General features: G+C 64.9%; 25 protein-coding genes and 1 riboswitch. Of the genes, 11 read left to right on the top strand and 14 right to left on the bottom strand.

Annotated elements, in window-relative coordinates:
• Position 1: 1 nt before the first annotated feature.
• From NKH49_RS29680 to NKH49_RS29620, 13 genes are all read right to left on the bottom strand, one after another.
• Positions 2–622 (bottom strand): NADH-quinone oxidoreductase subunit J, encoded by a 621-nt coding sequence (locus NKH49_RS29680; protein WP_023676621.1) that lies wholly within the window; start codon positions 620–622, stop codon positions 2–4.
• Between the two features lie 118 nt (positions 623–740).
• Complete coding sequence (nuoI, locus tag NKH49_RS29675) at positions 741–1,232, bottom strand: NADH-quinone oxidoreductase subunit NuoI (RefSeq protein ID WP_352745068.1); 492 nt, start codon at positions 1,230–1,232, stop codon at positions 741–743.
• Entirely contained in the window at positions 1,229–1,486 is a 258-nt protein-coding gene (locus tag NKH49_RS29670; protein WP_352745070.1) for a hypothetical protein, read from the bottom strand. The genes nuoI and NKH49_RS29670 overlap by 4 nt, the downstream gene beginning before the upstream one ends.
• A complete protein-coding gene (gene nuoH, locus NKH49_RS29665; RefSeq protein ID WP_292663045.1) occupies positions 1,486–2,529 on the bottom strand; it encodes an NADH-quinone oxidoreductase subunit NuoH in 1,044 nt (347 codons plus the stop codon). Before nuoH ends, NKH49_RS29670 begins: the two co-directional genes overlap by 1 nt.
• 2 nt (positions 2,530–2,531) lie before the next feature.
• Positions 2,532–4,613, bottom strand: a complete 2,082-nt coding sequence (gene nuoG / locus NKH49_RS29660) for an NADH-quinone oxidoreductase subunit NuoG (RefSeq protein WP_352929082.1) — start codon at positions 4,611–4,613, stop codon at positions 2,532–2,534.
• A 74-nt stretch (positions 4,614–4,687) separates the two neighbouring features.
• Positions 4,688–5,383: a helix-hairpin-helix domain-containing protein gene (locus NKH49_RS29655; protein ID WP_352458243.1), complete on the bottom strand. Its 696-nt coding sequence runs from the start codon at positions 5,381–5,383 to the stop codon at positions 4,688–4,690.
• 80 nt (positions 5,384–5,463) lie between these two features.
• On the bottom strand, positions 5,464–6,768 hold the full coding sequence (nuoF, locus tag NKH49_RS29650; RefSeq protein ID WP_352539619.1) for an NADH-quinone oxidoreductase subunit NuoF: 1,305 nt from the start codon (positions 6,766–6,768) through the stop codon (positions 5,464–5,466).
• Positions 6,769–6,778: 10 nt separating this feature from the next.
• Positions 6,779–7,840, bottom strand: a complete 1,062-nt coding sequence (nuoE, locus tag NKH49_RS29645) for an NADH-quinone oxidoreductase subunit NuoE (RefSeq protein ID WP_352929080.1) — start codon at positions 7,838–7,840, stop codon at positions 6,779–6,781.
• On the bottom strand, positions 7,841–8,221 hold the full coding sequence (locus tag NKH49_RS29640) for a hypothetical protein (protein ID WP_352539617.1): 381 nt from the start codon (positions 8,219–8,221) through the stop codon (positions 7,841–7,843).
• Positions 8,218–9,408, bottom strand: a complete 1,191-nt coding sequence (locus NKH49_RS29635; RefSeq protein WP_352817117.1) for an NADH-quinone oxidoreductase subunit D — start codon at positions 9,406–9,408, stop codon at positions 8,218–8,220. Before NKH49_RS29635 ends, NKH49_RS29640 begins: the two co-directional genes overlap by 4 nt.
• On the bottom strand, positions 9,409–10,011 hold the full coding sequence (locus tag NKH49_RS29630) for an NADH-quinone oxidoreductase subunit C (RefSeq protein WP_352929078.1): 603 nt from the start codon (positions 10,009–10,011) through the stop codon (positions 9,409–9,411). It abuts the gene before it with no gap.
• A gap of 5 nt (positions 10,012–10,016) precedes the next feature.
• Positions 10,017–10,598, bottom strand: a complete 582-nt coding sequence (locus NKH49_RS29625; RefSeq protein WP_023670824.1) for a NuoB/complex I 20 kDa subunit family protein — start codon at positions 10,596–10,598, stop codon at positions 10,017–10,019.
• A complete protein-coding gene (locus NKH49_RS29620) occupies positions 10,589–10,954 on the bottom strand; it encodes an NADH-quinone oxidoreductase subunit A (protein WP_023676631.1) in 366 nt (121 codons plus the stop codon). Before NKH49_RS29620 ends, NKH49_RS29625 begins: the two co-directional genes overlap by 10 nt.
• 335 nt (positions 10,955–11,289) lie before the next feature.
• On the opposite strand from NKH49_RS29620, the gene NKH49_RS29615 reads away from it, so the two are divergent.
• The 8 genes from NKH49_RS29615 (at position 11,290) to NKH49_RS29580 (ending at position 21,536) form a co-directional block, all read left to right on the top strand.
• A complete protein-coding gene (locus NKH49_RS29615) occupies positions 11,290–12,489 on the top strand; it encodes a winged helix-turn-helix domain-containing protein (RefSeq protein WP_352470229.1) in 1,200 nt (399 codons plus the stop codon).
• A 29-nt stretch (positions 12,490–12,518) separates the two neighbouring features.
• Positions 12,519–12,722: riboswitch (cobalamin riboswitch) on the top strand.
• A gap of 38 nt (positions 12,723–12,760) precedes the next feature.
• Positions 12,761–13,195: a DUF1636 family protein gene (locus NKH49_RS29610; RefSeq protein ID WP_352458247.1), complete on the top strand. Its 435-nt coding sequence runs from the start codon at positions 12,761–12,763 to the stop codon at positions 13,193–13,195.
• Entirely contained in the window at positions 13,192–14,232 is a 1,041-nt protein-coding gene (cobW, locus tag NKH49_RS29605) for a cobalamin biosynthesis protein CobW (RefSeq protein WP_352539612.1), read from the top strand. Before NKH49_RS29610 ends, cobW begins: the two co-directional genes overlap by 4 nt.
• Before the next feature lie 18 nt (positions 14,233–14,250).
• Complete coding sequence (locus NKH49_RS29600) at positions 14,251–17,910, top strand: cobaltochelatase subunit CobN (protein ID WP_352929076.1); 3,660 nt, start codon at positions 14,251–14,253, stop codon at positions 17,908–17,910.
• A complete protein-coding gene (gene cobG, locus NKH49_RS29595; protein WP_352929074.1) occupies positions 17,907–19,376 on the top strand; it encodes a precorrin-3B synthase in 1,470 nt (489 codons plus the stop codon). The genes NKH49_RS29600 and cobG overlap by 4 nt, the downstream gene beginning before the upstream one ends.
• Positions 19,373–20,020 carry a precorrin-8X methylmutase gene (locus NKH49_RS29590; RefSeq protein WP_502893717.1) on the top strand — a complete coding sequence of 216 codons (648 nt, stop codon included), beginning with the start codon at positions 19,373–19,375 and terminating at the stop codon, positions 20,018–20,020. The genes cobG and NKH49_RS29590 overlap by 4 nt, the downstream gene beginning before the upstream one ends.
• Positions 20,017–20,775 carry a precorrin-2 C(20)-methyltransferase gene (locus tag NKH49_RS29585; RefSeq protein ID WP_352817140.1) on the top strand — a complete coding sequence of 253 codons (759 nt, stop codon included), beginning with the start codon at positions 20,017–20,019 and terminating at the stop codon, positions 20,773–20,775. Before NKH49_RS29590 ends, NKH49_RS29585 begins: the two co-directional genes overlap by 4 nt.
• A complete protein-coding gene (locus tag NKH49_RS29580; protein ID WP_352919440.1) occupies positions 20,772–21,536 on the top strand; it encodes a precorrin-3B C(17)-methyltransferase in 765 nt (254 codons plus the stop codon). Before NKH49_RS29585 ends, NKH49_RS29580 begins: the two co-directional genes overlap by 4 nt.
• Here NKH49_RS29580 and NKH49_RS29575 read toward each other — a convergent pair.
• Complete coding sequence (locus NKH49_RS29575) at positions 21,500–22,282, bottom strand: cobalt-precorrin-6A reductase (RefSeq protein ID WP_352929072.1); 783 nt, start codon at positions 22,280–22,282, stop codon at positions 21,500–21,502. The genes NKH49_RS29580 and NKH49_RS29575 overlap by 37 nt on opposite strands.
• 1 nt (position 22,283) lies before the next feature.
• Between NKH49_RS29575 and cbiE the strand changes: the two genes are divergently transcribed.
• From cbiE to cobM, 3 genes are read left to right on the top strand one after another with little or no spacing between them, the layout of a single operon-like run.
• Positions 22,284–23,525, top strand: a complete 1,242-nt coding sequence (cbiE, locus tag NKH49_RS29570; RefSeq protein WP_352929070.1) for a precorrin-6y C5,15-methyltransferase (decarboxylating) subunit CbiE — start codon at positions 22,284–22,286, stop codon at positions 23,523–23,525.
• Positions 23,522–23,902 carry a cobalamin biosynthesis protein gene (locus NKH49_RS29565; protein ID WP_352929068.1) on the top strand — a complete coding sequence of 127 codons (381 nt, stop codon included), beginning with the start codon at positions 23,522–23,524 and terminating at the stop codon, positions 23,900–23,902. The genes cbiE and NKH49_RS29565 overlap by 4 nt, the downstream gene beginning before the upstream one ends.
• On the top strand, positions 23,899–24,621 hold the full coding sequence (gene cobM / locus NKH49_RS29560; protein ID WP_502907961.1) for a precorrin-4 C(11)-methyltransferase: 723 nt from the start codon (positions 23,899–23,901) through the stop codon (positions 24,619–24,621). Before NKH49_RS29565 ends, cobM begins: the two co-directional genes overlap by 4 nt.
• The last annotated feature ends 42 nt before the right edge of the window (positions 24,622–24,663 follow it).

Here is a 24,663-nt window from a genome sequence, read left to right as displayed (position 1 = left end):
CTCAGACTCCTTCGCCCGTCTTGACCTTGCGGATTTCCACTCCGGTTGCCGCCGTGCGGCCGACCTGGGCGGCGATCGACTGCCGCTTGACGCCCGGCTTGTGGCGCAGCGTCAGCACGATGGCGCCGATCATGGCGACCAGCAGCACCAGCCCCGCCACCTGGAAGTAATAGAGGTAATCCGTATAGAGGATGTCGCCGAGCGCTGCCGTGTTCGAGCGCGCGGCCAGGTCCGGAATGGGCTTGGCGACCGTCGCCGCCAGTTTCGGCGCGAATGTATAGCCGCCGAGCACCACGATCAGCTCCGCCGCCAGGATCAGCCCGACCAGCGCGCCGATCGGTGCATATTGCAGGGCGCCTTCCTTCATTTCGGCGAAGTCGACGTCGAGCATCATGACGACGAACAGGAACAGCACCAGCACCGCGCCGACATAGACGACGAGCAGGATCATCGCCAGGAACTCGGCGCCGGTCAGCATGAAAAGGCCGGCGGCGTTGAAGAAGGTCAGGATCAGGAACAGTACCGAATGCACGGGATTGCGCGCCGATATGACCATGAACGCCGATGCCACCGCGACAAAGGCGAAGAGGTAGAAAAAGGCCGCCTCTAGTCCACTCAGCATGGGTTCCCCCGGGTTTCCTGTCAGAACAGGACGTTCGTCCTGTTTTTTGCCACCGCCTCCGGTCGGCAAGTTGCGTGTTCCTTAAACGAGGGCCCTCGCCCCGTCCATGCGTCAAATATCAGCGGTAAGGCGCATCCAGCGAGATGTTGCGCGCCAGTTCACGCTCCCAGCGGTCGCCATTGGCCAGGAGCCTGTCCTTGTCGTAATAAAGCTCCTCGCGCGTCTCCGTCGCGAATTCGAAATTCGGGCCCTCGACAATGGCGTCGACCGGGCAGGCTTCCTGGCAGAAGCCGCAGTAAATGCATTTCACCATATCAATGTCGTAGCGCACGGTGCGCCGCGTGCCGTCATTGCGACGTGGGCCGGCTTCGATGGTGATGGCCTGCGCCGGGCAGATCGCCTCGCATAGTTTGCAGGCGATGCAGCGTTCCTCGCCGTTCGGGTAGCGGCGCAGCGCATGTTCGCCACGGAAGCGCGGGCTGACCGGCCCCTTTTCATGCGGATAGTTGATGGTCTCCTTCGGCGCGAAGAATTGGCGCATCGACAGGAAGAAAGCGCTGACGAAGTCCTGCAAAAGCAGTGACTTGGCGGCCTGGGATAGCGTACTCATTCAGCACCCCCAAAGATCTGTGTTGCAGCGATTGCGCCGATAAATCCGAAAAAGACAGGCATCAGGAAACGGTATGCAAGTCTCGTCATCGACGCCAATATCTGCTTGTCCCAGCCAAACACCGGCACTCGGTAGTTTGCTGCCAACCTTTGGTCCTGTTGCCGCAAAACGTAGGGCAGCACAACGACGTTGCCAAAGAGCGCAACAAGCACGCCGACAGCTGCGCCTAGAAAACCAACGATCAGACTGCCCATCACGCAAACCCCGTGATCTTGAGGAAGGCGGCGGTGGCGACCACCATGAACAGCGAGATCGGCAGGAAGACCTTCCAGCCGAGCCGCATCAGCTGGTCGTAGCGGTAGCGCGGCACGAACGCCTTCACCATGGAGAACATGAAGAACACCAGGCAGACCTTGAGCACGAACCAGATCAGCCCCGGCACCCAGGTGAACGGCGCGAAGTTGAAGGGCGGCAGCCAGCCGCCAAGGAACAGGATGGTGGCCAGCGCGCACATCAGGACGACGGCGACATATTCGCCGAGGAAGAACAACAGGAACGGCGTCGAGGAATATTCGACCATATGGCCGGCGACGAGTTCCGATTCGGCTTCCACAAGGTCGAAGGGCGGCCGGTTGGTCTCGGCCAACGCCGAGATGAAGAAGACGATGAACATCGGGAACAGCGACAGCCAATGCCAGTCGAGGAAGGTGTTGGGCAGGCCGAGCCGCGTGCCCAGCCCGTCCTGCTGCGACAAGACGATGTCGGACAGGTTGAGCGAGCCGACGCAAAGCAGCACGGTGACAATGACGAAACCGATGGAGACTTCGTAGGACACCATCTGCGCCGCCGAGCGCAGCGCGCCGAGGAAGGGGTATTTCGAATTGGACGCCCAGCCGCCCATGATGACGCCATAGACCTCGAGCGAGGAGATGGCGAAGACATAGAGGATGCCGACATTGACGTTGGCGATCGCCCAGCCTTCATTGACCGGTATGACCGCCCAGGCAGAGATCGCCAGCACCGCCGACACCAAGGGCGCCAGCAGGAAAACGCCCTTGTTGGCGCCGGACGGGATGACCGGCTCCTTGAAGACGAATTTCAGCAGATCGGCGAACGCCTGCAGCGTGCCCCACGGGCCGACGACGTTCGGTCCGCGGCGCAATTGCACCGCCGCCCAGATCTTGCGGTCGGCGTAAAGCACATAGGCGACGAAGATCAACAGAACGACGATCAGCACGACCGACTTCAAAAGGATCAGCAGCGCCGGCAGCACGTAGAAGGAGAAGAAGGTGTCCATGTCTACTCCGCCGCCTGCCTGAAGCCGTTCTTCGCCAAAGCCGAGCACTCGGCCATCACCGCGGAAGCCCGCGCGATCGGGTTGGTCAGGTAGAAATCCTTGACCGGCGAGGTGAAGGTGCCCTTGTTCAGCCGCCCGCCGAGCTTGGCAACCCTGGCGATGTCGGCCGGGTCGCCGGCCGCGACATGGTCGATGCGGGCAAGATGCGGGTATTCCGCATAGAGCTTAGCGCGCAGCTGCGGCAGCGAATCGAACGGCAGCTTCTTGCCAAGCACATCCGATAGTGCCCGAAGGATCGCCCAGTCCTCGCGTGCCTCACCGGGCGCGAAGCCGGCACGGTTGGTCTGCTGCACGCGCCCCTCGGTGTTGACGAAGGTGCCCGACTTCTCGGTATAGGCGGCACCCGGCAGGATGACGTTGGCGCGGTGTGCGCCCTTGTCGCCATGCGTGCCGATATAGACGACGAAAGCGCCGCCGGTCTTTGCCATGTCGATTTCGTCGGCGCCGAGCAGGAACAGCACATCGGTCTCGCCCAGCATGCCGGCGACGTTCCTGCCGCCCTCGCCCGGCACAAACCCGACATCGAGGCCGCCGACGCGTGCCGCGGCAGTGTGCAGCACGGCAAAGCCGTTCCAGTCGGCCCTGGCGGCGTTGACGGCGACGGCGAGCTTCGCCGCCTGGCCGAGCACGGCCGCCCCGTCCGGACGCGCCAGCGCACCCTGTCCGACGATGATCAGCGGATGCGTCGCCTTCTTCAGCAGTTGGAAGAACTTGCCATTGCCGTCGGCCAGATCCTTCAGCGATTCCGGCCCGGCGCCGAGCTGCTCGTAATCATAGCGCGTATTGCCGACATCGCCGATGACGCCGACCGGCAGATTGCCGGCCCGCCAGCGCTTGCGGATGCGGGCGTTGAGCAAGGATGCCTCGAAGCGCGGATTGGCGCCGATGATCAGCACCGCATCGGCCTGTTCGATGCCTTCGATGGTCGGGTTGAACACATAGCTCGCCCGGCCGAGCGACGGATCGAGTGCGGCGCCGTCCTGGCGGCAGTCGGTGTTCTTCGAGCCGAGCGAAGCCATCAGAAGCTTCAGCGCGTAGATCTCCTCGACGGCGGCAAGATCGCCGGCAATGGCACCGATCTTTTCGGGTGCGGCATTCGACACCGCTTCCTTGATCGCGGCAAAAGCCTCGGCCCAGCTTGCCGGGGCCAGTCTGCCCTCCTTTCGCACATAGGGCCGGTCGAGGCGCTGCGTGCGCAGACCATCCCAGATGAAGCGGGTCTTGTCGGAAATCCACTCCTCGTTCACCGCCTCGTTGGTACGCGGCAGGATGCGCATCACTTCGCGGCCTCGGCTATCGACGCGGATCGCGGAGCCGACGGCGTCCATCACGTCGATGGATTCGGTCTTGGTCAGTTCCCACGGCCGTGCCTGGAAGGCGTACGGTTTGGAGGTCAGCGCACCAACCGGGCAAAGGTCGATGACATTGCCCTGCAGTTCCGAAGTCATCGCGCTTTCGAGATAGGTGGTGATCTCGGCATCCTCGCCGCGGCCGATCAGGCCGAGCTCCGATATGCCGGCAATCTCGGTGGTGAAACGGACGCAGCGCGTGCAATGGATGCACCGGTTCATGATCGTCTTGACCAGCGGCCCGATATACTTGTCTTCGACCGCCCGCTTGTTCTCGTGGTAGCGCGATGAATCGACGCCGAACGCCATCGCCTGGTCCTGCAGGTCGCACTCGCCGCCCTGGTCGCAGATCGGGCAGTCCAGCGGATGGTTGATCAGCAGGAATTCCATCACGCCTTCGCGCGCCTTCTTGACCATCGGCGTGTTGGTGAAGATTTCCGGCGGCTCGCCGTTCGGGCCTGGGCGCAGGTCGCGCACGCCCATGGCGCAGGACGCCTGCGGCTTGGGCGGGCCGCCTTTCACCTCAATCAGGCACATGCGGCAATTGCCGGCGATCGACAGCCGCTCGTGGAAGCAGAAGCGCGGCACTTCCGCGCCGGCGTCCTCGGCCGCCTGCAGCAGCGTGTAATGGTCGGGTACAGTGATCTCTTTCCCGTCGACCTTGAGCTTTGCCATTTCGCCTCAAACCCCTGCGGACGTTCCGCAATCTTTCCTTCCGGGCGCAGCCGAGACCGCGCACGATATTGAATTCACTTTTTGGCCCCGGCCAACGCGGCCGCCTGACCGATCCAGCCGTCACGGCCGATGCGGCCCTTCAACGACAGGTAATCTTCGACCCAGGCGATCTCTTGCGGCGTCCACGCGGCGATCTGGGCGTATGTCCAGATGCCAAGGCCGTTCAGCACCTTTTCCAGTTTCGGCCCGATGCCCGATATCGCCTTGAGGTCGGCCGGCTCGGCTGGCCGATCCATCGGCTTGGGCTGCTTGAAATCCTCCGGCATCAGCCCGGCCGACGCATCCGCTGCAACGGTGCTCGCATTCGCCAAGCTCCGCGCCGCGGTGCTCGTCGCAATGTCGGTCACATCATTGGCGAAGGACTGCGCCTCGGCAATCAGGGTTTTGGTCGCCGCGCGCGCCTTTGTCGAGGAGCTTTTGCCGGTTGCGGAAAAGCGTTCCGTTCGCGCCTCGAAATCCTCGGCGACCGGCTGCCAAAGCCGCTGCGAGGTCTCGGCCGCGCCTGAAAGCACGCCCATCCAGATACCAAAGGCGTGGTTGGCAAGGCCGATGCCGAGTGCCGTCATCGCCGCCGCGCCCGCGACAGGATGCGCCAGGAGATTGACGGCATTGGCCATCTCCTTCGGCATCATCCTGGTCAGATCCTGGTTCATCTTCAACAACGGGTCCATATCGGGCGTAAAATCGTCGGGTGTCGAAAACAGCGACATAGGTGATCTCCTGGTCGTTTCCGTCTGCCCCGCGCTCGTTTCCTCGTTTCGGGCATTCGCCCGCAATTTTTTGAATTCTTCTATTCCGCCGCCGCCAGCACCGGTTCGGCGCGGTGTGCGTTGCGCGAAAACTCGTCGATGCGCCGCTCCACCTCGCCGCGGAAATGCCGCATCAGGCCCTGGATCGGCCACGCCGCCGCATCGCCCAGCGCGCAGATCGTGTGGCCCTCGACCTGCTTCGTCACGTCGAGCAGCATGTCGATCTCGCGCTTCTGCGCCTCACCGCGCACCAGCCGTTCCATCACCCGCCACATCCAGCCGGTGCCCTCACGGCAGGGCGTGCACTGGCCGCAGCTCTCGTGCTTGTAGAAATAGGACAGCCGCGCGATCGCTTTCACGATATCGGTCGATTTGTCCATGACGATGACAGCCGCCGTGCCGAGGCCCGATTTCAGGTCGCGCAGCGCGTCGAAATCCATCGGCGCGTCGATGATCTGCTCGGCCGGCACCAGCGGCACCGAGGCGCCGCCCGGAATGACCGCCAGCAGATTGTCCCAGCCGCCGCGGATGCCGCCGCAATGCGTATCGATCAGTTCGCGGAACGGGATCGACATCGCCTCTTCGACGGTGCACGGATTGTTAACGTGGCCGGAGATGCAGAACAGCTTGGTGCCGACATTGTTGGGCCGGCCGAAGGACGAGAACCAGGCGGCACCGCGGCGCAGGATGGTCGGCGCGACAGCGATGGACTCGACATTGTTGACCGTCGTCGGGCAGCCATAGAGGCCGACATTGGCCGGAAATGGCGGCTTCAGCCGCGGCTGGCCCTTCTTGCCCTCGAGGCTTTCGAGCAGCGCCGTTTCCTCGCCGCAGATATAGGCGCCGGCGCCATGGTGCATGTAGATGTCGAAATCGTAGCCGGAGGTATTGTTCTTGCCGATCAGCTTGGCCGCATAGGCCTCGTCTATGGCGCGTTGCAGCGCCTCGCGCTCGCGGATGAACTCGCCGCGCACATAGATGTAGGCGGCGACCGCGCCCATGGCGAAGCCGGCAAGCAGGCAGCCTTCGACCAGCGTGTGCGGGTCATGGCGCAGTATGTCGCGGTCCTTGCAGGTGCCGGGCTCGGATTCGTCGGCATTGACGACGAGATAGCTCGGCCGGCCGTCGCTTTGCTTGGGCATGAACGACCATTTGAGCCCGGTCGGGAAACCGGCGCCGCCGCGGCCGCGCAGGCCCGATGCCTTCATCTCGTTGACGATCCACTCGCGCCCCTTGGCAACGATGCCGGGCGTGTTGTCCCAGGCGCCGCGCGCCATGGCGCCGGCCAGCGACTTGTCGAAGCGGCCGTAGATGTTGTTGAAGATGCGGTCTCTGTCCTGAAGCATTGCTCGTTCCTCAGACCGGCTTCTTGCCGGTCGGCCGGCTCTTGTTTCCGGGCGACGGCTTGGCCGCCTTGGCGGCAGCCTTCGCCGGTTTGACCTTGGCCTCCGGCGCTTTGAAAGCAGACGCCGGCTCGGCCTTGTTCTTGGGGCCCTTGCGCTGTTTCGAGACGTCCTCGACCTGCGGTTCGGCCTTGTTGGCATTGGCGGCCGAATGCAGAGGCGCTGCGACGCTCGCCGCCCTTTCCGCCGCGGGCGCGACTTTCGTCGCCGACGGCGATTTCAGCGCCGGGTTGGTCTCGACCGCGTCGGTCTTCGGCTTGCTGGCATTCGAGGGCGCAACCGGCGCCGGCGCGGCAGGAGCAGCTGGCGGAACTGATGCTGCGGCGGCAGCCGCCGGCTCTGCATCCTTGGCCGCCTTGGTCGCCGCCCTGGTTTCCCGGTCGCGGGTCGCCTTGAGGATCGCCTTTTCGCTCTTGAGGGTCGTCAGGCCACTGGCCGGCTCAGAGGTGATGCGGCCGTTTTGCGGTCCTGGCGTCACCGAAGCACCTTTGCCGGCGTCATAGAGGTCGATGATCTCGGCAAGCCGCTCCGGCGTCAAATCCTCATAGGTGTCCTTGAATATCATCACCATCGGTGCGTTGACGCAGGCGCCGAGGCACTCGACCTCCTCCCACGACAGCGTGCCCTTGTCGTTGGTGTGGAACTGGTCGTGATGGATCTTCGAGCGGCACACATCCATCAGCGCTTCCGAGCCGCGCAGCATGCAGGGCGTGGTGCCGCAGACCTGGATATGCGCGCGGGTACCGACCGGATTGAGCTGGTACTGCGTATAGAAGGTGGCGACTTCCAGCCCACGGATATAGGGCATGTCGAGCATGTCGGAGATCGTCTCGATCGCCGCCTTGGTCACCCAGCCTTCCTGCTCCTGCGCCAGCATGAGCAAGGGGATAATCGCGGATTGCTCGCGCCCCTTCGGATATTTCTTGATCCACTGCTTCGCCGCCGCCGCATTCGCCCGGTTGAAGGCGAAGGAGGCTGGCTGGAGGCTGGCTTCTGCGAGACGGCGGACTGACATTTAGCTTTTAACTCTGTTGTAGCAGTCGAAATAAAAACGAGGGTCGGACCTGGCCAAGACCGCGGTACTCTCATCGTTTCCGATCTTTCCCCGGGTAGTGTCGACATAGTCGCGATATTCGCGATACCGATCCGAGCAATCCGCGCCAAGGGCCACATTCCAATCCGGATATGCCGTATCGGCATAAAGATACCAACCGGAATCCAGATCCCAAAGTCGGCCCGTCGTGGTTACCCTGCACATGACATCTGTCTTCACGCCCTCAAGGCGGCAGGACACCCAATAGGCTTCCGCCGAGCTGCCCCAGGCGGCAACGGCACCCATGCCTGCCACTCCGGCAGCAAAACCGGCAGCAACATGCAGGGCGCTCCGCATCTTCACCGATCCACCTCCCCGAAGACGATATCGAGGGAGCCAAGCACAGCGGTGACGTCGGCCAACATGTGGCCGCGGCACAAAAAGTCCATGGCTTGCAGATGGGCAAAGCCGGGCGCGCGCAGCTTGCAGCGGTAGGGCTTGTTGGTGCCGTCGGAGACGAGATAGACGCCGAATTCGCCCTTCGGCGCCTCGACGGCGGCATAAACCTCGCCGGCCGGCACGCGGTAGCCCTCCGTGTAAAGCTTGAAGTGATGGATCAGCGCTTCCATCGAGCGCTTCATCGCCGCACGCTTCGGCGGCACCACCTTGCCGTCGAGGTTAGACACCGGCCCGCTGCCTTCCTTGCCGAGCAGAAGGTCGATGCACTGGCGCATGATCTTCGCCGATTGCCGCATCTCTTCCATGCGCACGAGATAGCGGTCGAAACAGTCGCCGTTCTTGCCGATCGGAATGTCGAAATCCAGCTCGGCATAACATTCGTAGGGCTGCGATTTGCGCAGATCCCATGGCGCACCCGAGCCGCGCACCATGACGCCTGAAAAACCCCAGGCCCAGGCGTCCGCCAGGGAGACGGTGGCAATGTCTACATTGCGCTGCTTGAAGATACGGTTGCCGGTCAAGAGCGAGTCGAGGTCGTCGACCGATTTCAGGAACGGGTCGATCCACTTGCCGATGTCTTCGATCAGCTTCTGCGGCAGGTCCTGGTGGACGCCGCCGGGGCGGAAATAGGCCGCGTGCATGCGCGAACCCGAGGCGCGCTCATAGAACACCATCAGCTTTTCGCGCTCGACGAAGCCCCACAGCGGCGGCGTCAGCGCGCCGACATCCATCGCCTGCGTCGTCACGTTGAGGATATGCGACATGATGCGGCCGATCTCGGAGTAGAGAACTCGGATCAACTGCCCGCGCTTCGGCACCTCGATGCCGAGCAGCCGCTCCGCGGCAAGCGCGAAGGCATGCTCCTGGTTCATCGGCGCGCAATAGTCGAGCCGGTCGAGATAGGGCACGGCCTGCAGGTAAGTCTTATGCTCGATCAGCTTTTCCGTCCCGCGATGCAACAGCCCGATATGCGGATCGACGCGATCGACGACTTCGCCGTCAAGCTCCAGCACCAGGCGCAAAACGCCGTGCGCCGCTGGATGTTGCGGGCCAAAATTGATGTTGAAGTTGCGAACGGAGGTTTCAGCCATTTACTGCTTTGCCTTTTCATCCCCCGGAAGCACGTAATCCGTACCTTCCCACGGAGACAGAAAATCGAAATTGCGGAATTCCTGCTTGAGCTCCACCGGCTCGTAGATGACGCGCTTGGCTTCGTCGTCGTAACGCACCTCGACGAAGCCGGTCAGCGGAAAGTCCTTGCGCAGCGGATGGCCTTCAAAGCCGTAATCGGTCAAAATCCGCCGCAGATCCGGATGGCCTGAAAACAGCACGCCGTAAAGATCGTAGGTCTCGCGCTCGAACCAGTCGGCGCCGGGATAAATCCCGGTGATCGACGGCACCAGCGTCTCTTCGTCGGCTTGGATCTTTATGCGGACGCGGATATTCTGCCTCGGCGACAGCAGATGATAGACCACATCGAAGCGCTTTGCCCGCGACGGATAATCGGCGCCGCAAACGTCAATGATCGAAATGAACTGGCATTTCGGGTCGTCGCGCAGGAAGGTCACCACCTCGATCAGGTCGCGCGGCTCGACCGAGATAGTGAGTTCGCCATAGGCGAGCACCGCCGCGCCGATCCGGCCGATCAGCTTCTCGCCGAGATAGGTCGAGAGGTCATTCAACGCCTGGGTCATGCCGCTCACCGCTCGATCGTGCCGGTGCGGCGGATCTTCTTCTGCAGCAGAAGGATGCCGTAAAGCAGCGCTTCAGCGCTCGGCGGGCAGCCGGGCACGTAGATGTCGACCGGCACGATGCGGTCGCAGCCGCGCACCACCGAATAGGAATAATGATAATAGCCGCCGCCATTGGCGCATGAGCCCATCGAGATGACGTAGCGCGGCTCCGGCATCTGATCGTAGACCTTGCGCAGCGCCGGCGCCATCTTGTTGGTCAGCGTGCCGGCGACGATCATGATGTCGGACTGGCGCGGAGACGCGCGCGGCGCCACGCCGAAGCGCTCGCTGTCATAGCGCGGCATCGACGTGTGGATCATCTCGACGGCGCAGCAGGCGAGGCCAAACGTCATGAACATCAGCGAGCCGCTGCGCGCCCAGGTGATCAGCGCCTCGGTCGAGGTGACGAGAAAGCCCTTGTCGGCGAGCTCGTTGTTGATCTCCAGGAAGAATGGATCGTCGGACCCGACCGGCCTGCCGGTGTTGGGATCGATGAGGCCCTTGGGCTTCGGCGCGACGAGCGTACCGGAACTGTCGTTCAATCCCATTCCAGCGCTCCTTTTTTCCATTCATAGGCAAAGCCGATGGTCAACACCGCCAAAAACACCATCATCGACCAGAAACCGAGCATGCCGATCTGGCTGAACGACACCGCCCACGGAAACAGGAAGGCCACCTCCAGATCGAAGATGATGAACAGGATCGACACCAGGTAGAAGCGGATATCGAACTTCATGCGGGCGTCGTCGAACGAGTTGAAGCCGCACTCGTAGGCGGAAAGCTTTTCCGGATCGGGGTTGCGGTAGGCCACCAGGAACGGTGCGGCGAGTAGCGCCAGCCCGACGATCAGCGCCACGCCGATGAACAGGACGATGGGCAGGTACGAACCTAAAAGTGCGTTCATGCTGCAGTTTCCGTTGGCGGCCAATCCACTCTGATTACAGCACCGGACCCACTTGCGGAAGCGTGACAGTTTAACCACTGAACCGTTTTAAGGGGGCTCTATGCTGCAACGCGGCGAGGGTTAGCGCAGCGCTTTCGGCGAAGCAAGTCAAACCTTGTTCAAATCGCGGTGCTGGACGGCATATCCGGGAAAACTGGTCCGATCCGCTCCTGTTTGATTTCCTTCACTTTTTACTCCACTTTTCTCTCCTGACATGGATGCCGCCAAAACCCTGTTAGCATGGCACGGAATCGCAGGTCATTTTCTCTGTCTAAAATCGTCCGGATGCTGCCTTCATGAAGGAAAAAATCTCGCTCGCCATGGCCCGCCGCATTGCGCTCGCGGCACAGGGATTCAATGACCCGCGCCCCACCGGCACGCCTGACCGCCGGCATCTGGCCCGCGTGCTTGCCCGTACCGGCCTGCTGCAGATCGATTCCGTCAGCGCCGTGGTGCGCGCCCACTATATGCCGCTCTATTCGCGGCTTGGCCCCTACAAGCTGGCGCTGCTCGACGACGCCGCCGTAACGCGCAAGCGCATGGTCTTCGAATATTGGGCGCACGAAGCCTCCTTCTTGCCGGTCGAGACCTATCCGCTGATGCGCTGGCGCATGCAGCGGGCCGAGTGCGGCGACGAAATGTACAGCGGACTGGCCAAATGGGGCCGCGAGCACGCCGCCTATATCGAAGACATCTATCGCGAGGTCGCCGAACGAGGCCCGATCGCGGCGTCGGCTTTCGAAGGGCAGAAGGGTTCGGGTGGCTGGTGGGGCTGGAGCCATGCCAAGCACGCCTTCGAATGGCTGTTCTGGGCCGGCCGCATCACCACGGCGCATCGCCGCGGCTTCGAACGGTTCTACGATCTGCCGGAGCGCGTGCTGCCGCCAACAATACTGAGTCTGCCAACGCCCTCCCCCGAAGACGCTCACCGCGAATTGCTGCGCATCTCGGCCCGTGCCCACGGCATCGCCACGGCAGGCGACCTGCGCGACTATTTCCGCCTCTCGCCCGCCGACATCAAGGGCCGCATCGAGGAGCTGGTCGAGGCCGGCGAGCTGTTGCCGGTGAGCGTCGACGGCTGGAACAAAACAGCCTATCTCCACAAGGACGCCCGTTTGCCGCGCAGGATCGAGGCGCGCGCCTTGCTCGCGCCGTTCGATCCTGTCGTCTTCGAACGATCGCGCACCGAGCGGTTGTTCGACTTCCACTACCGCATCGAGATCTACACGCCGGCCGAAAAGCGGCGGTATGGCTATTATGTGCTGCCATTCCTGCTCGGCGACAGCATCGTCGGGCGCGTTGACCTCAGGGCCGACCGTCCGGCCGGCGTATTGCGCGTCCATGCCGCCTATGCGGAGCCCGGCGCCCCGCCACAAACCGCTGCCGAACTCTTCAAGGAATTGAAGCAGATGCAGGGCTGGCTCGGCCTGGAACGCATCGAGGTGACCGCTGCCGGCGATTTGGGCCGGCCGCTCGCGGATATCGCCGCGCCATAGACGTGCGTTGACACAACTGCCTCCACAAGCCTAAATCCGTTCCAGACGGTCCCCTGCCCGCAACGGCAGGGGCCAAGAGGGAATGCGGTGCGAAATCTCGATTTCAAATCCGCGGCTGTCCCCGCAACTGTAAGCGACGAGCCAAGGCCGAAAACCACTGGGATATTCCCGGGAAGGCGGCACCCAGGCGATGACCCGCGAGCCAGGAGACCTGCCGTCTAGGACCTAAGAATCCGATCGCCTGGCGGGTTTTCCGGGCAAGGAGCCTGATTTGGAACGCGACAGCAGTTTTCCGGCTGAGACAGCGGATTTATTGTCCGGCCATGGTGATTCCCCGGCCGGCGTTACCGTCATCGTCTGCTCGTCCTGCCGTGACGAGACCGGTTCGGACGCTCATCCGCGCGCTGGCGAACTGCTCGCAGAGGACACGCGCCGCGCTGCTTCCAGCGAAAACATCAAAATCCGCACCGTCGAATGCCTCGGCAATTGCAAGCGCCGGCTCAGCGCGGCCATGCTGCGCGACGGCTGCTGGAGTTACGTCTTCGGTGATCTGACCACGACCAGCGGCGCCGATCTCGTCACCGGGGCAAAGCTGTTCGCCACCTCGACGGATGGGCTCATTCCATGGCGCGGCCGTCCCGATTGCCTGAAGCGCGGCCTGGTTGCCCGCATCCCTCCCCTTGACCTTTTGAAGGACCTGACATGACCGCTGCCTCCCTTTCGCGCGTTCCCTGCACCGTGGTCACCGGCTTTCTCGGCGCCGGCAAGACGACGTTGATCCGCCATTTGCTCGAAAACGCCAAAGGCAAGCGCCTGGCCATCATCGTCAACGAGTTCGGCGACATCGGCATCGACGGCGAGATCCTGAAGGGCTGCGGCATCGACACCTGCCCCGAGGAAAACATCGTCGAGCTGGCCAATGGTTGCATCTGCTGCACCGTCGCCGATGATTTCGTCCCGGCGCTGGACCAGATCCTGTCGCTGACGCCGAGGGTCGACCACATCCTGATCGAGACATCCGGCCTCGCTTTGCCCAAGCCGCTGGTCCAGGCCTTCCAGTGGCCGTCGGTGAAAAGCCGCGTGACGGTGGACGGCGTCATTGCCGTGGTCGACGGACCGGCGCTGGCTGATGGCCGCGTAGCCAACGACATGGACGCCCTGCAGGCGCAGCGGGCGCAGGACGAGACGCTCGACCATGACGATCCGGTCGAGGAAGTGTTCGAAGACCAGCTCGCCTGCGCCGACCTGATCATCCTGTCGAAGAGCGACCTGATGGACGCAGCCGGCTCGGCCCGTGCCAATGCCGTCATCGGCAAGCACGTTGCGCGGGCGGTGAAGATCGTACCGACTTCGCAAGGCAAGGTCGACCCTTCGGTGCTGCTCGGCCTCGGCCTCGCCGTCGAGGACGACATCGAGAACCGCAAGACCCACCACGACGACGAGCTCGACCACGAACATGACGATTTTGACTCGTTCGTCATCGACATCGCATCTGTGTCCAACCCGAACGAGCTCGCACAACGCGTCGCCACGGCGGCGGAGGAAGAAAACGTGTTGCGCGTCAAGGGTTTCGTCGAAGTCGGCGGCAAGCCGATGCGGCTCCTGCTGCAGGCCGTCGGTCCGCGCGTCAACCACTATTACGACCGCGCCTGGACCGCTGAAGACGACCGCCGCTCGCGCCTCGTCGTCATCGGCCTGAAAGGGCTGAACCGCCCGGCCATCGAGCGTATCCTCGCCGGCTGACCCCAGGTACGAGCCGCGATGCACATCCTCACCACCACATCCGCCTCGCTCGACGATCTCGCCGAGCCTGTCGATCTCAGGCAAACGCCTGCGGATGTCGTGGCGCTGTCCTTCACCGACAGCGACCTGGCCGGGCTGGCGGCGGCGTGGAAGGCAGATGCGCACCGCCTGCCGTCGATGCGGCTCGCCGCCTTGCGCGACCTGCGCCATCCGATGTCCGTCGACCTGTGGATCGACAGCGTCGCCCGCCACGCCAAGGTCATTCTGGTCCGCATCCTCGGCGGCTATGACTGGTGGCGCTATGGCTGCGACCAGCTCGCCGCTATCGCGCGAAATCGCGGTATCAAGCTGGCGCTGCTGCCGGGCGAGAGCCACGACGAGGATTTGCGGCTGATCGAAGGCTCGACGCTGCCGCGCGAGGAGTTGGACGCCCTGCTTGGCTACTTCCGCGAGGGCGGGCCGGCAAATATGACGGCGCTGGTGCAGAGGCTGGCAAGTCTCGCTGGATCGGGTGCGGCGGTAGCCGAACCTGTTAGCGTGCCAAAGGCGGGATTTTACGAGCCGGGACTGGGGGTCGTAGAACGCGGTGTCCCCCTCCCCCTCGAGGGGAGGGCCCGGCCGCAGGCCGGGGGTGGGGTCCTCTCCGAAGCGCGCCTGCACAAAACGTCGAGCACTGCCGTGACGACCCCACCCGGCCCTGCGGGTCCCCTCGAGGGGGAGGGGGACGTCGTGCCAATTCTCTTCTACCGTTCGATGCTGCTCGCGGCCGATGTCGCGCCCATCGACGCGCTTTTCGAAGCCCTGCGCCACCGCGGCATGGCTCCCGTGCCTATGTTCGTCTCCAGCCTCAAGGACCCGGCGTCGCTCGCCTTTGTCGCAACCGCGCTCGCAACCCTGAAGCCTGCCGCCATCATCACCGCCACAGCTTTCGCCTCGGGTGCCGAGCCCGGCGTTGAAACCCTGTTCGACCGCGCCGGCGTGCCCGTGTTCCAGGTCATCGTCGCAACCACCCGCCGCGACATCTGGCAAACCAATCAGCGCGGCCTGGCGCCCGCCGACCTTGCCATGCATGTCGTCCTGCCCGAGCTCGACGGCCGCATCCTGGCCGGCGCCATTTCATTCAAGGGCGAAAGCGAAACCGACCCGGCGCTGGCCTTCCGCGCCTTCGCCAACCGGCCTGAGCCCGACCGCGTGGCGCAAGTGGCGAACCGTGTCGAGGCCTTCGTGCGCCTGCAGCGGACGCCGCGTGCGGAGCGCAAGCTCGCCATCCTGATCCCCGACTATCCGAGCGCCCCCGGTCGCACCGGCTACGCGGTTGGTCTCGACGTGCCGTCCAGCGTCCTGGCAATGCTGCACGACCTCAGCGAACAGGGCTACGCCGTTGAAAGCATTCCGCAAACGCCGCGCGAGTTGCTGGAGACGCTGGAAAAGGGCGGCCATGGGCTGGCATTGAAGGAGTATTTGACCTTCTCGACGGAATTGCCGCCGTCGGCCATCGCTGCGGTGGAAGCCGCATGGGGAAATCCAGAAGATGAGACAGGTTTGTGCGAGGCACCCCCCTCTGTCCTGCCGGACATCTCCCCCTCAAGGGGGGAGATTGGCAGTTCCGCCACCGGCTCTCCCTTAAGGCCCTCGGTAATTGGCGAAAGTAGAGACAACAGCGCAATCTCCCCCCTTGAGGGGGAGATGTCCGGCAGGACAGAGGGGGGCGCGACAGAACGCCAACCTTCGCTGCTGGTCAGCGAAAAACAATTCGCCTTCCGCACAGCCATCTTCGGCAACGTCACCGTGGCACTCGCCCCTGACCGCGGGCGCTCAGCCGACCGCCGCGCCGACTATCACGACCCGACGCTGCCGCCGCGCCATGCGCTGGTCGCCTTTGGGCTCTGGCTGCGCAAGTCGCTCGGCATCCATGCAATTGTCCATGTCGGCGCCCATGGCACGCTGGAGTGGCTGCCCGGCAAGACCGTGGCGCTCAGCGAAAACTGCTTTCCCGAGATAGTCACCGGTCCCCTGCCCGTCATCTATCCCTTCATCGTCTCCAACCCGGGAGAGGCAGCGCAGGCCAAGCGGCGCATTGCCGCCGTCACGCTCGGCCATCTGCCGCCGCCGCTGACCGGCGCCGGGCTGGACGAAAACCAGCACAGGCTTGAACGACTGGTTGACGAATATGCCCAGGCCGACGGGCTCGACCGCCGCCGCCGCGACCGCCTGGCGAAGCTGATCGTCGAGACGGCGGAAAAGACCGGCCTCGCCTCAGAGGCAGGCGTCGCCAGGACCGATGCGGCCGACGAGGCTTTGCGCCGCATCGACGCCTGGCTCTGCGATCTCAAGGATTTCGCCATCAAGGACGGCCTGCACATTTACGGCCGCTCGCCGGAAGGCGAGGCTGATCCGTTGTGGCGGCAAAGCGCGGCAGCTGAAAAAACCGCGCTGCTTGCCGCCCTCGACGGCCGCCACGTCGCTGCCGGTCCGGCCGGTGCGCCGGCGCGTGGCCGGAGCGATGTGCTGCCGACCGGCCGTAATTTGTTTACCGCCGACCCGCGTACCATGCCGACGCCGACCGCCTATGATCTGGGCAAGATGGCAGCGGAAGAAGTGGTCCGCAGCTACATGCAATCGCATGGCGACTGGCCGCGCTCGCTGGTCATCGACCTGTGGGGCTCGGCCTCGCTGCGCACCGGCGGTGAGGAGATCGCGCAAGGACTGGCGCTGATGGGCTGCCGGCCGCAATGGGATTCCGCCACCGGCCGCATTACCGGCATAGACGTGCTGCCGCCGGCAACACTCGGCCGTCCGCGCATCGATGTCACCTGGCGCATATCGGGCCTGTTCCGCGACATGTTCCCGACCCAGATCGCGCTGATCGACGCCGCGGCCAACGCGGTGGCGACCCGCGACGAGGACGATTCGGAAAACCCGCTCGCCGCTAGGACCCGCATCGACGGCAAGATCAGCCCGCGCATTTTCGGCACCTCGCCGGGCACTTACGGCGCGGGCATCGAGGACTTGTTGTCGAGCGGCGACTGGGCCGCGCGCGAAGAGATCGGCCGCACGTATCTCGCCGCCACCTCGCACGCCTATGGCGGCTCCGAGGGCGAAGGCATTTCGGCGCCCGGCGCGTTCGAGGATCGCCTCGCCGAGGCCGACCTTCTGGTTCATACCGGCGACGACCCCGGCCGCGACATCCTCGAAGGCTCGGCCGACGTCGCCTTCATCGGCGGCTTTTCGGCAGCGCTTGCCGCGCTCGGCAAGAACGCCGACGTGATCGTGCTCGACACCACGGACCCGCAAAGACCGAAGCCGCGCTCGATCAGGGAGGCCGTGTCGCGCGTCGTGCGGGCACGCGCGGTCAACCCGCGCTTCATCGCCGGCCAGATGCGTCATGGCCCGCGCGGCGCCTCGGAATTCGCCGAGACGGTCGACCGGCTGGTCGGCTTTGCTGAGACTACCCATGCCATATCGGGCACGCTGATCGAGGCGATGCACGACGCCTATCTTGGCGACCCCGTGGTGCGCGCCTTCATCCTGCGCGAGAACCCGGCGGCGGCAAAGGTGATTGCCGAGCGTTTGCTGTCGGCACGGCGGCGCGGGCTCTGGCATCCGCTGCGCAATTCGATCGATGACGATCTCACCGCACTGATTGCCGAAGCGCAAGCTCTGGGAGTGGCGGCATGAACGCTTTCTCGCGCCGTGGCGCCTGCCCTGCCTTGTCCGCGCCGATGCAGACCGGCGACGGGCTGCTGGTGCGGCTCAATCCGGTCGCTGGAGGACTGTTGCCGAAGTCGTTGATCGGACTCTGCGAATCCGCCTTGCGCCATGGCAACGGCATCATGGAAGTGACCGCCCGCGGCAGCCTGCAGATCCGCGGCCTGACCCCGGCAAGCGCGCGGCTGCTGGCGATGGAGGTCGATGTGCTCGGCATCGCGGTGCGCACCGGCGTGCCGGTCGAGACCGGCCCGCTGGCCGGGCTCGACCAGGAGGAGATAGCCGACCCGCGCCCAATGGCGCAGCGGATTCGGGCGGCAATTGAGGACGCCGGTGTTACGCAACGCCTTGGCCCGAAGGTGTCGGTGATTGTTGACGGCCGCGGGCAGCTGACAATGGATGCGGTTACGGCCGATGTCAGACTGGTCGGGGTGCGGGCCGCCGACGGAATTAAGTGGCGGGTATCGCTCGCCGGAGATGCGCAGGGTGCCACGCCGCTGGCGATGTCCGAGGAAGATGCGGCTTGTGACATCGCCGTCGCCATTCTCAGGATGGTTGCCGAAAAAGGCCGCGATGCCCATGCGCGGGATTTGACGGCGAGGCAGCTGAGATCTCTCGCAAGTTGGCGATCCGTCGCGCCCCCCTCTGTCCTGCCGGACATCTCCCCCTCCAGGGGGGAGATCTGCAGCTTCGCCGGCGGCTTCCCCCCAGCACCTTCGGCGATTGGCGAAAGCGGAGACGAAGGCGCAATCTCCCCCCTGGAGGGGGAGATGTCCGGCAGGACAGAGGGGGGCGCGACGGATCGCCGGCCCATCGGAATTTTCGATCTGGCAGCCGGCAGTACCTCCCTCGGCATCGGCCTGCCGTTCGGCAGCATACCAGCGCCAAAACTTATCGATCTCACCCAATACGCCCTCACCCTCGGCACCACCGAAATCCGTCTGGCGCCGGGTCGCGCGCTGCTTTTGCTTGGCCTCTCCCCAGCCGCATGTCTTTCCCTCCAGAAAACCGCCCCAGCCCTCGGCTTTGTCACCGACGCAGCCGATCCGCGCACCAGGATCGCCGCCTGCCCCGGTGCACCCGCCTGCGCCTCCGGCCGGATCGCCACCCGCGACATCGCCGAGATCATCGCTACAGAAAACCGCGACATCCTTGATTCCTCGCTGACGCTGCACATCTCCGGCTGCGCCAAGGGCTGTGCCCATCCCGGTCCGGCGGCGCTGACCCTGGTCGGTGGCGAAAACGGAGCCGGACTTGTCGTGGACGGGACGGCAAAGGCATTGCCCGCCGGATACAGGCCGGGCTACGACGCCGCGCACGGCATCGGCCGCGTTGCAGCGGCGATCCGCAGCGCACGACATTCCGGCGAGACTGCTGCCGCCTGCCTGGCAAGGCTCGGCGCGGCCGGCATCACCGAAATCTACCGACAGGAATGAGCATGCCCGCCCAGAACGCCTACGACTACATCCATGATGGCACGGCGATCTACGAGCGCTCCTTCGCCATTATCCGCGCCGAGGCCGACCTTTCGCGCTTTTCCGAAGCCGAGGCCGAAATCGCTATCCGCATGATCCACGCCTGCGGCCAGGTCGATGCTTGCAGGCACTTCGTTTTCTCGAGCGATTTCGTCGCCGCCGCGCGCACGGCGCTGGCGGCCGGCGCGCCGATCTTCTGCGATGCGCAGATGGTCTCGCATGGCGTCACGCGCGCCCGGCTGCCGGCCGGCAATGAGGTGATCTGCACGCTGCGCGATCCGCGGACCGCCGACATCGCGAAAAAGATCGGCAACACCCGCTCGGCCGCCGCGATCGACCTGTGGGGCGAGCGCATGGCCGGTTCGGTCGTCGCCATCGGCAATGCGCCGACAGCCCTTTTCTATCTGCTGGAAAAGCTGCGCGACGGCGCGCCGAAGCCGGCGGCGATCATCGGCATGCCGGTCGGGTTTGTCGGTGCCGCCGAATCGAAGGATGCGCTGGCCGAAAATTCCTATGGCGTGCCTTACGCCATCGTGCGCGGCCGGCTGGGCGGCAGCGCCATGACCGCCGCCGCACTCAATGCATTGGCGAGGCCGGGCCTATGAATACGATTGCAAAAGGCAGGCTTGTCGGCGTCGGCACCGGACCCGGCGACCCGGAACTCTTGACGCTGAAGGCAGCGCGCGCGCTCGCCGAGGCCGATGTCGTCGCGCATTTCGCCAAGCGCGGCAACAACAGCAATGCGCGCGCCATTGTCGGCGCGCATTTTCGCCCTGATCTGATCGAACTGCCGCTGCTCTACCCGGTGACGACCGAGATCGACAAGGACCACAGCGATTACCGCTCGCAGATAACCGATTTCTACGAGCAATCGGCCGAAAAGGTCGCCGCGCACCTCAGCGCCGGCAGGATGGTCGCTGTGCTTTCGGAAGGCGACCCGCTTTTCTACGGCTCCTACATGCATCTTCATGTCCGGCTGGCGCACCGCTTTCCGAGCGAAGTCATTCCCGGCGTCACCGCCATGTCCGGCTGCTGGTCGGCGACCGGCCTGCCTATCGTCCAGGGTGACGACGTGCTGACGGTGCTGCCGGGCACCATGAGCGAATTCGAGCTGACGCGTCGCCTCGCCGATACCGACGCTGCGGTGATCATGAAGGTCGGCCGCAACCTGCCCAAGATCAGGCGCGCGCTGGAGGCAACCGACAAGCTGGCGCGGGCCATCTATGTCGAGCGCGGCACCATGCCGGGCGGCGTCTCGATGCGGCTGGCCGATAAAAAGGACGACCAGGCGCCTTATTTCGCCATCGTGCTGGTGGCCGGCTGGTCGGGCCGGCCAAGCGCATTGAAAGCCGAAGCATGAGCGGCCGCCTCACTGTCATCGGCCTCGGGCCCGGCAACGCCGACCAGGTGACGCCGGAGGCAACCCGCGCCGTTGCCGAGGCAAAATTCTTCTACGGCTATAAACCCTATCTCGACCGGCTCGATCTGCGCCCCGACCAGATTCGCGTCGCTTCCGACAATCGCGAGGAACTCGCGCGCTCCAGGGACGCGCTGCTCAAGGCTGCGGAAGGCCACGATGTCGCCGTCGTGTCGGGCGGCGATCCCGGCGTCTTCGCCATGGCCGCGGCCGTCTGCGAGGCGATGGAGGCGGGCCCACCCGAATGGCGCGCGGTCGACATCGCCATCGTGCCCGGTATCACCGCCATGCTCGCCGTCGCCGCCCGCATCGGCGCGCCGCTCGGCCATGATTTCTGCGCCATCTCCCTGTCCGACAATCTGAAGCCGTGGGATCTGATCGAGCTACGCCTGCTGGCGGCAGCCGGCGCTGGCTTCGTAATCGCGCTCTACAACCCGATCAGCAAGGCGCGCCCATGGCAGCTAGGCCGCGCCTTCGAATGCCTTGCTGCGATCCTGCCCGGCACCACGCCGGTGATCTTCGGCCGTGCCGCCGGCCGTCCCGACGAGCGCATCGAGGTTTTTCTGCTGGCCGACGCCGATGCCGCGAAGGCCGACATGTCGACCTGCATCATCATCGGCTCGCCGGAAACCAGGATCATCAAGCGGGGTGACAAGGCCGCGCTGGTCTACACGCCGCGTTCGGCAGCGGGCCCAAGAACATGACCGACCAGAACATGATCGACCATCGCGGCAAGAGATTCGACGGTCTCAGCCGACGTGACGTCCGGCAGCGCCGGCCTGCGGATCATCACCACCTCGATTCCCAGCGCTCGCGCCGCCGCGATCTTGCCGTAGGTCGCCTCGCCGCCGCTGTTTTTGGAAACAACGAATTCGATGTGGTGTTGCAGAAGCAGTGCATGTTCGTCGACTTCCCGAAACGGCCCGCGCGCCAAGAGATAGCTCGCGCGGGGCACAGCGAGCCTGGGCTCGACCGGGTCGACACTGCGGATGAGATAATGATGCTGGGGAGCGGCCTTGAAGGCAGCGACCTCCTGTCGCCCGAGCGCCAGGAACACGCGGCGCGGCACCGGTCCCAAAGCCGTCACCGCGCTGGCAACGGTGTCGACCAACATCCAGTGATCACCTTCGACCGCCTCCCATCCGGGACGCCTGAGCGCAACGATAGGCACGCCGGTCATGCGCGCTGCTTCCGCCGCATTGGCGGAGATTCGCGCCGCATAGGGATGCGTGGCGTCGATCAGCAGGTCGATCTTGTTCTGGCGGAGATACGCCGCCAGCCCGCCGGCACCGCCGAAGCCCCCGACCCGCACCGGCACCCCCTGCGCGGCCGGGTTTTCGGTGCGGCCGGCCAGCGACAGCATGACCGAAATATCCGCGCGCGCGGCCAGCTTTCCGGCCATTTGCCGGGCTTCGGTGGTTCCGCCGAGGATCAGTATGCGGTGGGTCATTATGCCTGCTGAAGCTCCGCGCGGCGCCAAGCTCACCTCAAAGTGGCTCACGATCATCGGCATCGGCGAGGACGGTGTAGCGGGTCTCGGCGACGAGGCCAAGCGGTTGATCGCGGAGGCCGAATTCGTCTTCGGCGGCAAGCGCCACCTTGCCCTCGTCGCGTCGCTCGCCAAAGGTGAAGCGCGCGCCTGGCCGACACCTTTCGATGCCGAGATGCGCGGCGTGCTGGCGCTCTCCGGCAGACGCGTCTGCGTGCTGGCCTCCGGCGATCCCCTCTTCCACGGTGTCGGAGTCACCCTCGCCCGCAAGGTCGCGGCAGAGGATATGCGGGTGATCCCCGCGCCCTCGGCCTTTTCGCTGGCCGCCTCACGCCTGGCCTGGGCGTTGCAGGACGTCGAGACCATTTCGCTGCACGGCCGCTCACTCGACCTGATCCGGCCGTTGCTGCATCCTTGCACCCGCATTCTCGCGCTGACCTCGGACAGCGATGCGCCAACAGCGATTGCCCGTCTTATGACCGAGCTCGGCTTCGGCGCTTCGCGGCTGACGGTGCTGGAGGCGCTGGGCGGACCGAACGGAGGGCTGCGCTCGGCGAGCGCCGGCGCCTTCGACCTCGAAAAGATCAACCCACTCAACGTGCTCGCGATCGAAGTTGAATCGACTTCGCAAGCGCGCATCGTGCCGCTGACAGCGGGACTTGCCGATCATCTGTTCGAGCATGACGGCCAGATCACCAAGCGCGAAGTGCGCGCCGTCACCCTGTCCGCTCTCGCGCCAAGGCGCGGCGAACTGCTGTGGGACATCGGCGCCGGATCGGGCTCCATCGGCATCGAATGGATGCTGGCCCATCCTTCCATGCGCGCGATCGCCGTTGAGGCCGATCCGGCCCGCGCCGCGCGCATCCGACGCAACGCCGCGGCTTGCGGCGTTCCCGGTCTCACCGTCGTCGAAGGTTCGGCACCGCAAGCTCTTGCCGGGCTGGAGACGCCCGCGGCGATCTTCATCGGCGGCGGCGGCAGCGATGCCGGCGTGCTGGAAGGAGCCATCGATGCCTTGCCTGCCGGCGGCCGCCTCGTCGCCAATGCGGTGACCCTGGAGATGGAGGCGCTGCTGCTTTCCCGTCACGCCGCGCACGGCGGCCAGCTCACCCGCATCGCTGTATCCCGTGCTTCGCCGGTCGGTTCGATGCAGGCGTGGCGGCCGGCCATGCCGGTTACCCAATGGAGCTGGGTGAAGCCATGATGGTCGCGGGCATCGGCAGCCGCAAAGGCGTCAGCGCGCGCGACGTGCTTGCCGCGGTAGAAACCGCTCTGGAAGCGCACGGGGTTGCCCTGCCCGCGCTTTCAGCCCTCGCGACCACGTCTCTCAAGCAGGATGAAGCGGCAATCTTCGCCGCCGGACGCGAACTCCGCCTTCCGGTGATCGTCGTCGAGCAGGATGAACTCAAAGCCGCATCTACGACCAGCCGTTCCGACCTATCGCAGGAGCATGCCGGCACGCCGTCGGTTTCCGAAGCGTCGGCGCTTGCCGCCGCCGGCAAAGGCGCAAAACTGCTCGGGCCGCGCACCGTGCTCGGTGCCGTCACTTGCGCCATCGCCATCAGCGGAGATGCGGCATGACCGTTCACTTCATCGGTGCCGGCCCCGGTGCTGCCGACCTCATCACCTTGCGCGGCAGCCGACTGCTCGGCAGTTGTCCCGTCTGCCTCTATGCCGGATCGATCGTCGCGCCGGAGCTGTTACAGCACTGCGCGCCCGGAACGAGGTTGATCGACACCGCGCCGATGTCGCTCGATGAGATCGAGGCCGAATATCTGGCCGCCCACGCGGCCGGCAATGATGTTGCCCGCCTGCATTCCGGCGATCTTTCGGTGTGGAGCGCCGTTGCCGAGCAGATCCGCCGGCTGGAAAAGCACGGCATTCCTTATACGCTGACGCCGGGCGTGCCGTCATTCGCCGCTGCGGCGGCAGCGCTGCGCCGCGAGCTGACCATTCCAGAAGTCGCGCAAAGCCTGGTGTTGACCCGAATCTCCGGCCGCGCCTCGAAAATGCCGCCCGGCGAAACGCTGGCCGGCTTCGGCCGCACCGGCGCCACGCTGGCCATCCACCTTGCCATCCACGCCATCGACCGCGTCGTCGCCGAGCTGACGCCGCATTACGGCGCCGACTGCCCGGTCGCGGTCGTCTTCCGTGCCTCCTGGCCGGACGAGCGCGTGCTGACCGGCACGCTGGCCACCATCGAGGCGCAATTGGCCGCCGATCCGATGGAACGCACGGCAATCATCTTCGTGGGGGGCGCGGGGGGGGGCGCCCGGGGTGGGGGGAGTTTTATGTTGTAGGGGCCATGTCCGCGCCGGGGTGGGGGGGGGGGGGGGGTGGGT

Source organism: Mesorhizobium sp. M1088 (genome assembly GCF_040318575.1).
In the GTDB taxonomy this organism is placed as follows: domain Bacteria; phylum Pseudomonadota; class Alphaproteobacteria; order Rhizobiales; family Rhizobiaceae; genus Mesorhizobium.
The sequence above is the reverse complement of the archived record's forward strand: the minus strand, read 5'-3'. Positions and strand labels throughout refer to the sequence as shown.

Coding starts and splice junctions, on each gene's coding strand:
- cobW (WP_352539612.1), top strand. CDS start 13,192: ATGACCGCTGCCTCCCTTTCGCGCGTTCCCTGCACCGTGGTCACCGGC.
- nuoG (WP_352929082.1), bottom strand. CDS start 4,613: ATGGCAAAGCTCAAGGTCGACGGGAAAGAGATCACTGTACCCGACCAT.
- NKH49_RS29635 (WP_352817117.1), bottom strand. CDS start 9,408: ATGGCTGAAACCTCCGTTCGCAACTTCAACATCAATTTTGGCCCGCAA.
- NKH49_RS29615 (WP_352470229.1), top strand. CDS start 11,290: ATGAAGGAAAAAATCTCGCTCGCCATGGCCCGCCGCATTGCGCTCGCG.
- cbiE (WP_352929070.1), top strand. CDS start 22,284: ATGCCTGCTGAAGCTCCGCGCGGCGCCAAGCTCACCTCAAAGTGGCTC.
- NKH49_RS29565 (WP_352929068.1), top strand. CDS start 23,522: ATGATGGTCGCGGGCATCGGCAGCCGCAAAGGCGTCAGCGCGCGCGAC.
- nuoI (WP_352745068.1), bottom strand. CDS start 1,232: ATGAGTACGCTATCCCAGGCCGCCAAGTCACTGCTTTTGCAGGACTTC.
- NKH49_RS29575 (WP_352929072.1), bottom strand. CDS start 22,282: ATGACCCACCGCATACTGATCCTCGGCGGAACCACCGAAGCCCGGCAA.
- cobG (WP_352929074.1), top strand. CDS start 17,907: ATGAACGCTTTCTCGCGCCGTGGCGCCTGCCCTGCCTTGTCCGCGCCG.
- NKH49_RS29600 (WP_352929076.1), top strand. CDS start 14,251: ATGCACATCCTCACCACCACATCCGCCTCGCTCGACGATCTCGCCGAG.
- NKH49_RS29580 (WP_352919440.1), top strand. CDS start 20,772: ATGAGCGGCCGCCTCACTGTCATCGGCCTCGGGCCCGGCAACGCCGAC.
- NKH49_RS29680 (WP_023676621.1), bottom strand. CDS start 622: ATGCTGAGTGGACTAGAGGCGGCCTTTTTCTACCTCTTCGCCTTTGTC.
- NKH49_RS29590 (WP_502893717.1), top strand. CDS start 19,373: ATGAGCATGCCCGCCCAGAACGCCTACGACTACATCCATGATGGCACG.
- nuoF (WP_352539619.1), bottom strand. CDS start 6,768: ATGCTTCAGGACAGAGACCGCATCTTCAACAACATCTACGGCCGCTTC.
- NKH49_RS29585 (WP_352817140.1), top strand. CDS start 20,017: ATGAATACGATTGCAAAAGGCAGGCTTGTCGGCGTCGGCACCGGACCC.
- nuoH (WP_292663045.1), bottom strand. CDS start 2,529: ATGGACACCTTCTTCTCCTTCTACGTGCTGCCGGCGCTGCTGATCCTT.
- nuoE (WP_352929080.1), bottom strand. CDS start 7,840: ATGTCAGTCCGCCGTCTCGCAGAAGCCAGCCTCCAGCCAGCCTCCTTC.
- cobM (WP_502907961.1), top strand. CDS start 23,899: ATGACCGTTCACTTCATCGGTGCCGGCCCCGGTGCTGCCGACCTCATC.
- NKH49_RS29620 (WP_023676631.1), bottom strand. CDS start 10,954: ATGAACGCACTTTTAGGTTCGTACCTGCCCATCGTCCTGTTCATCGGC.
- NKH49_RS29670 (WP_352745070.1), bottom strand. CDS start 1,486: ATGGGCAGTCTGATCGTTGGTTTTCTAGGCGCAGCTGTCGGCGTGCTT.
- NKH49_RS29655 (WP_352458243.1), bottom strand. CDS start 5,383: ATGTCGCTGTTTTCGACACCCGACGATTTTACGCCCGATATGGACCCG.
- NKH49_RS29630 (WP_352929078.1), bottom strand. CDS start 10,011: ATGACCCAGGCGTTGAATGACCTCTCGACCTATCTCGGCGAGAAGCTG.
- NKH49_RS29625 (WP_023670824.1), bottom strand. CDS start 10,598: ATGGGATTGAACGACAGTTCCGGTACGCTCGTCGCGCCGAAGCCCAAG.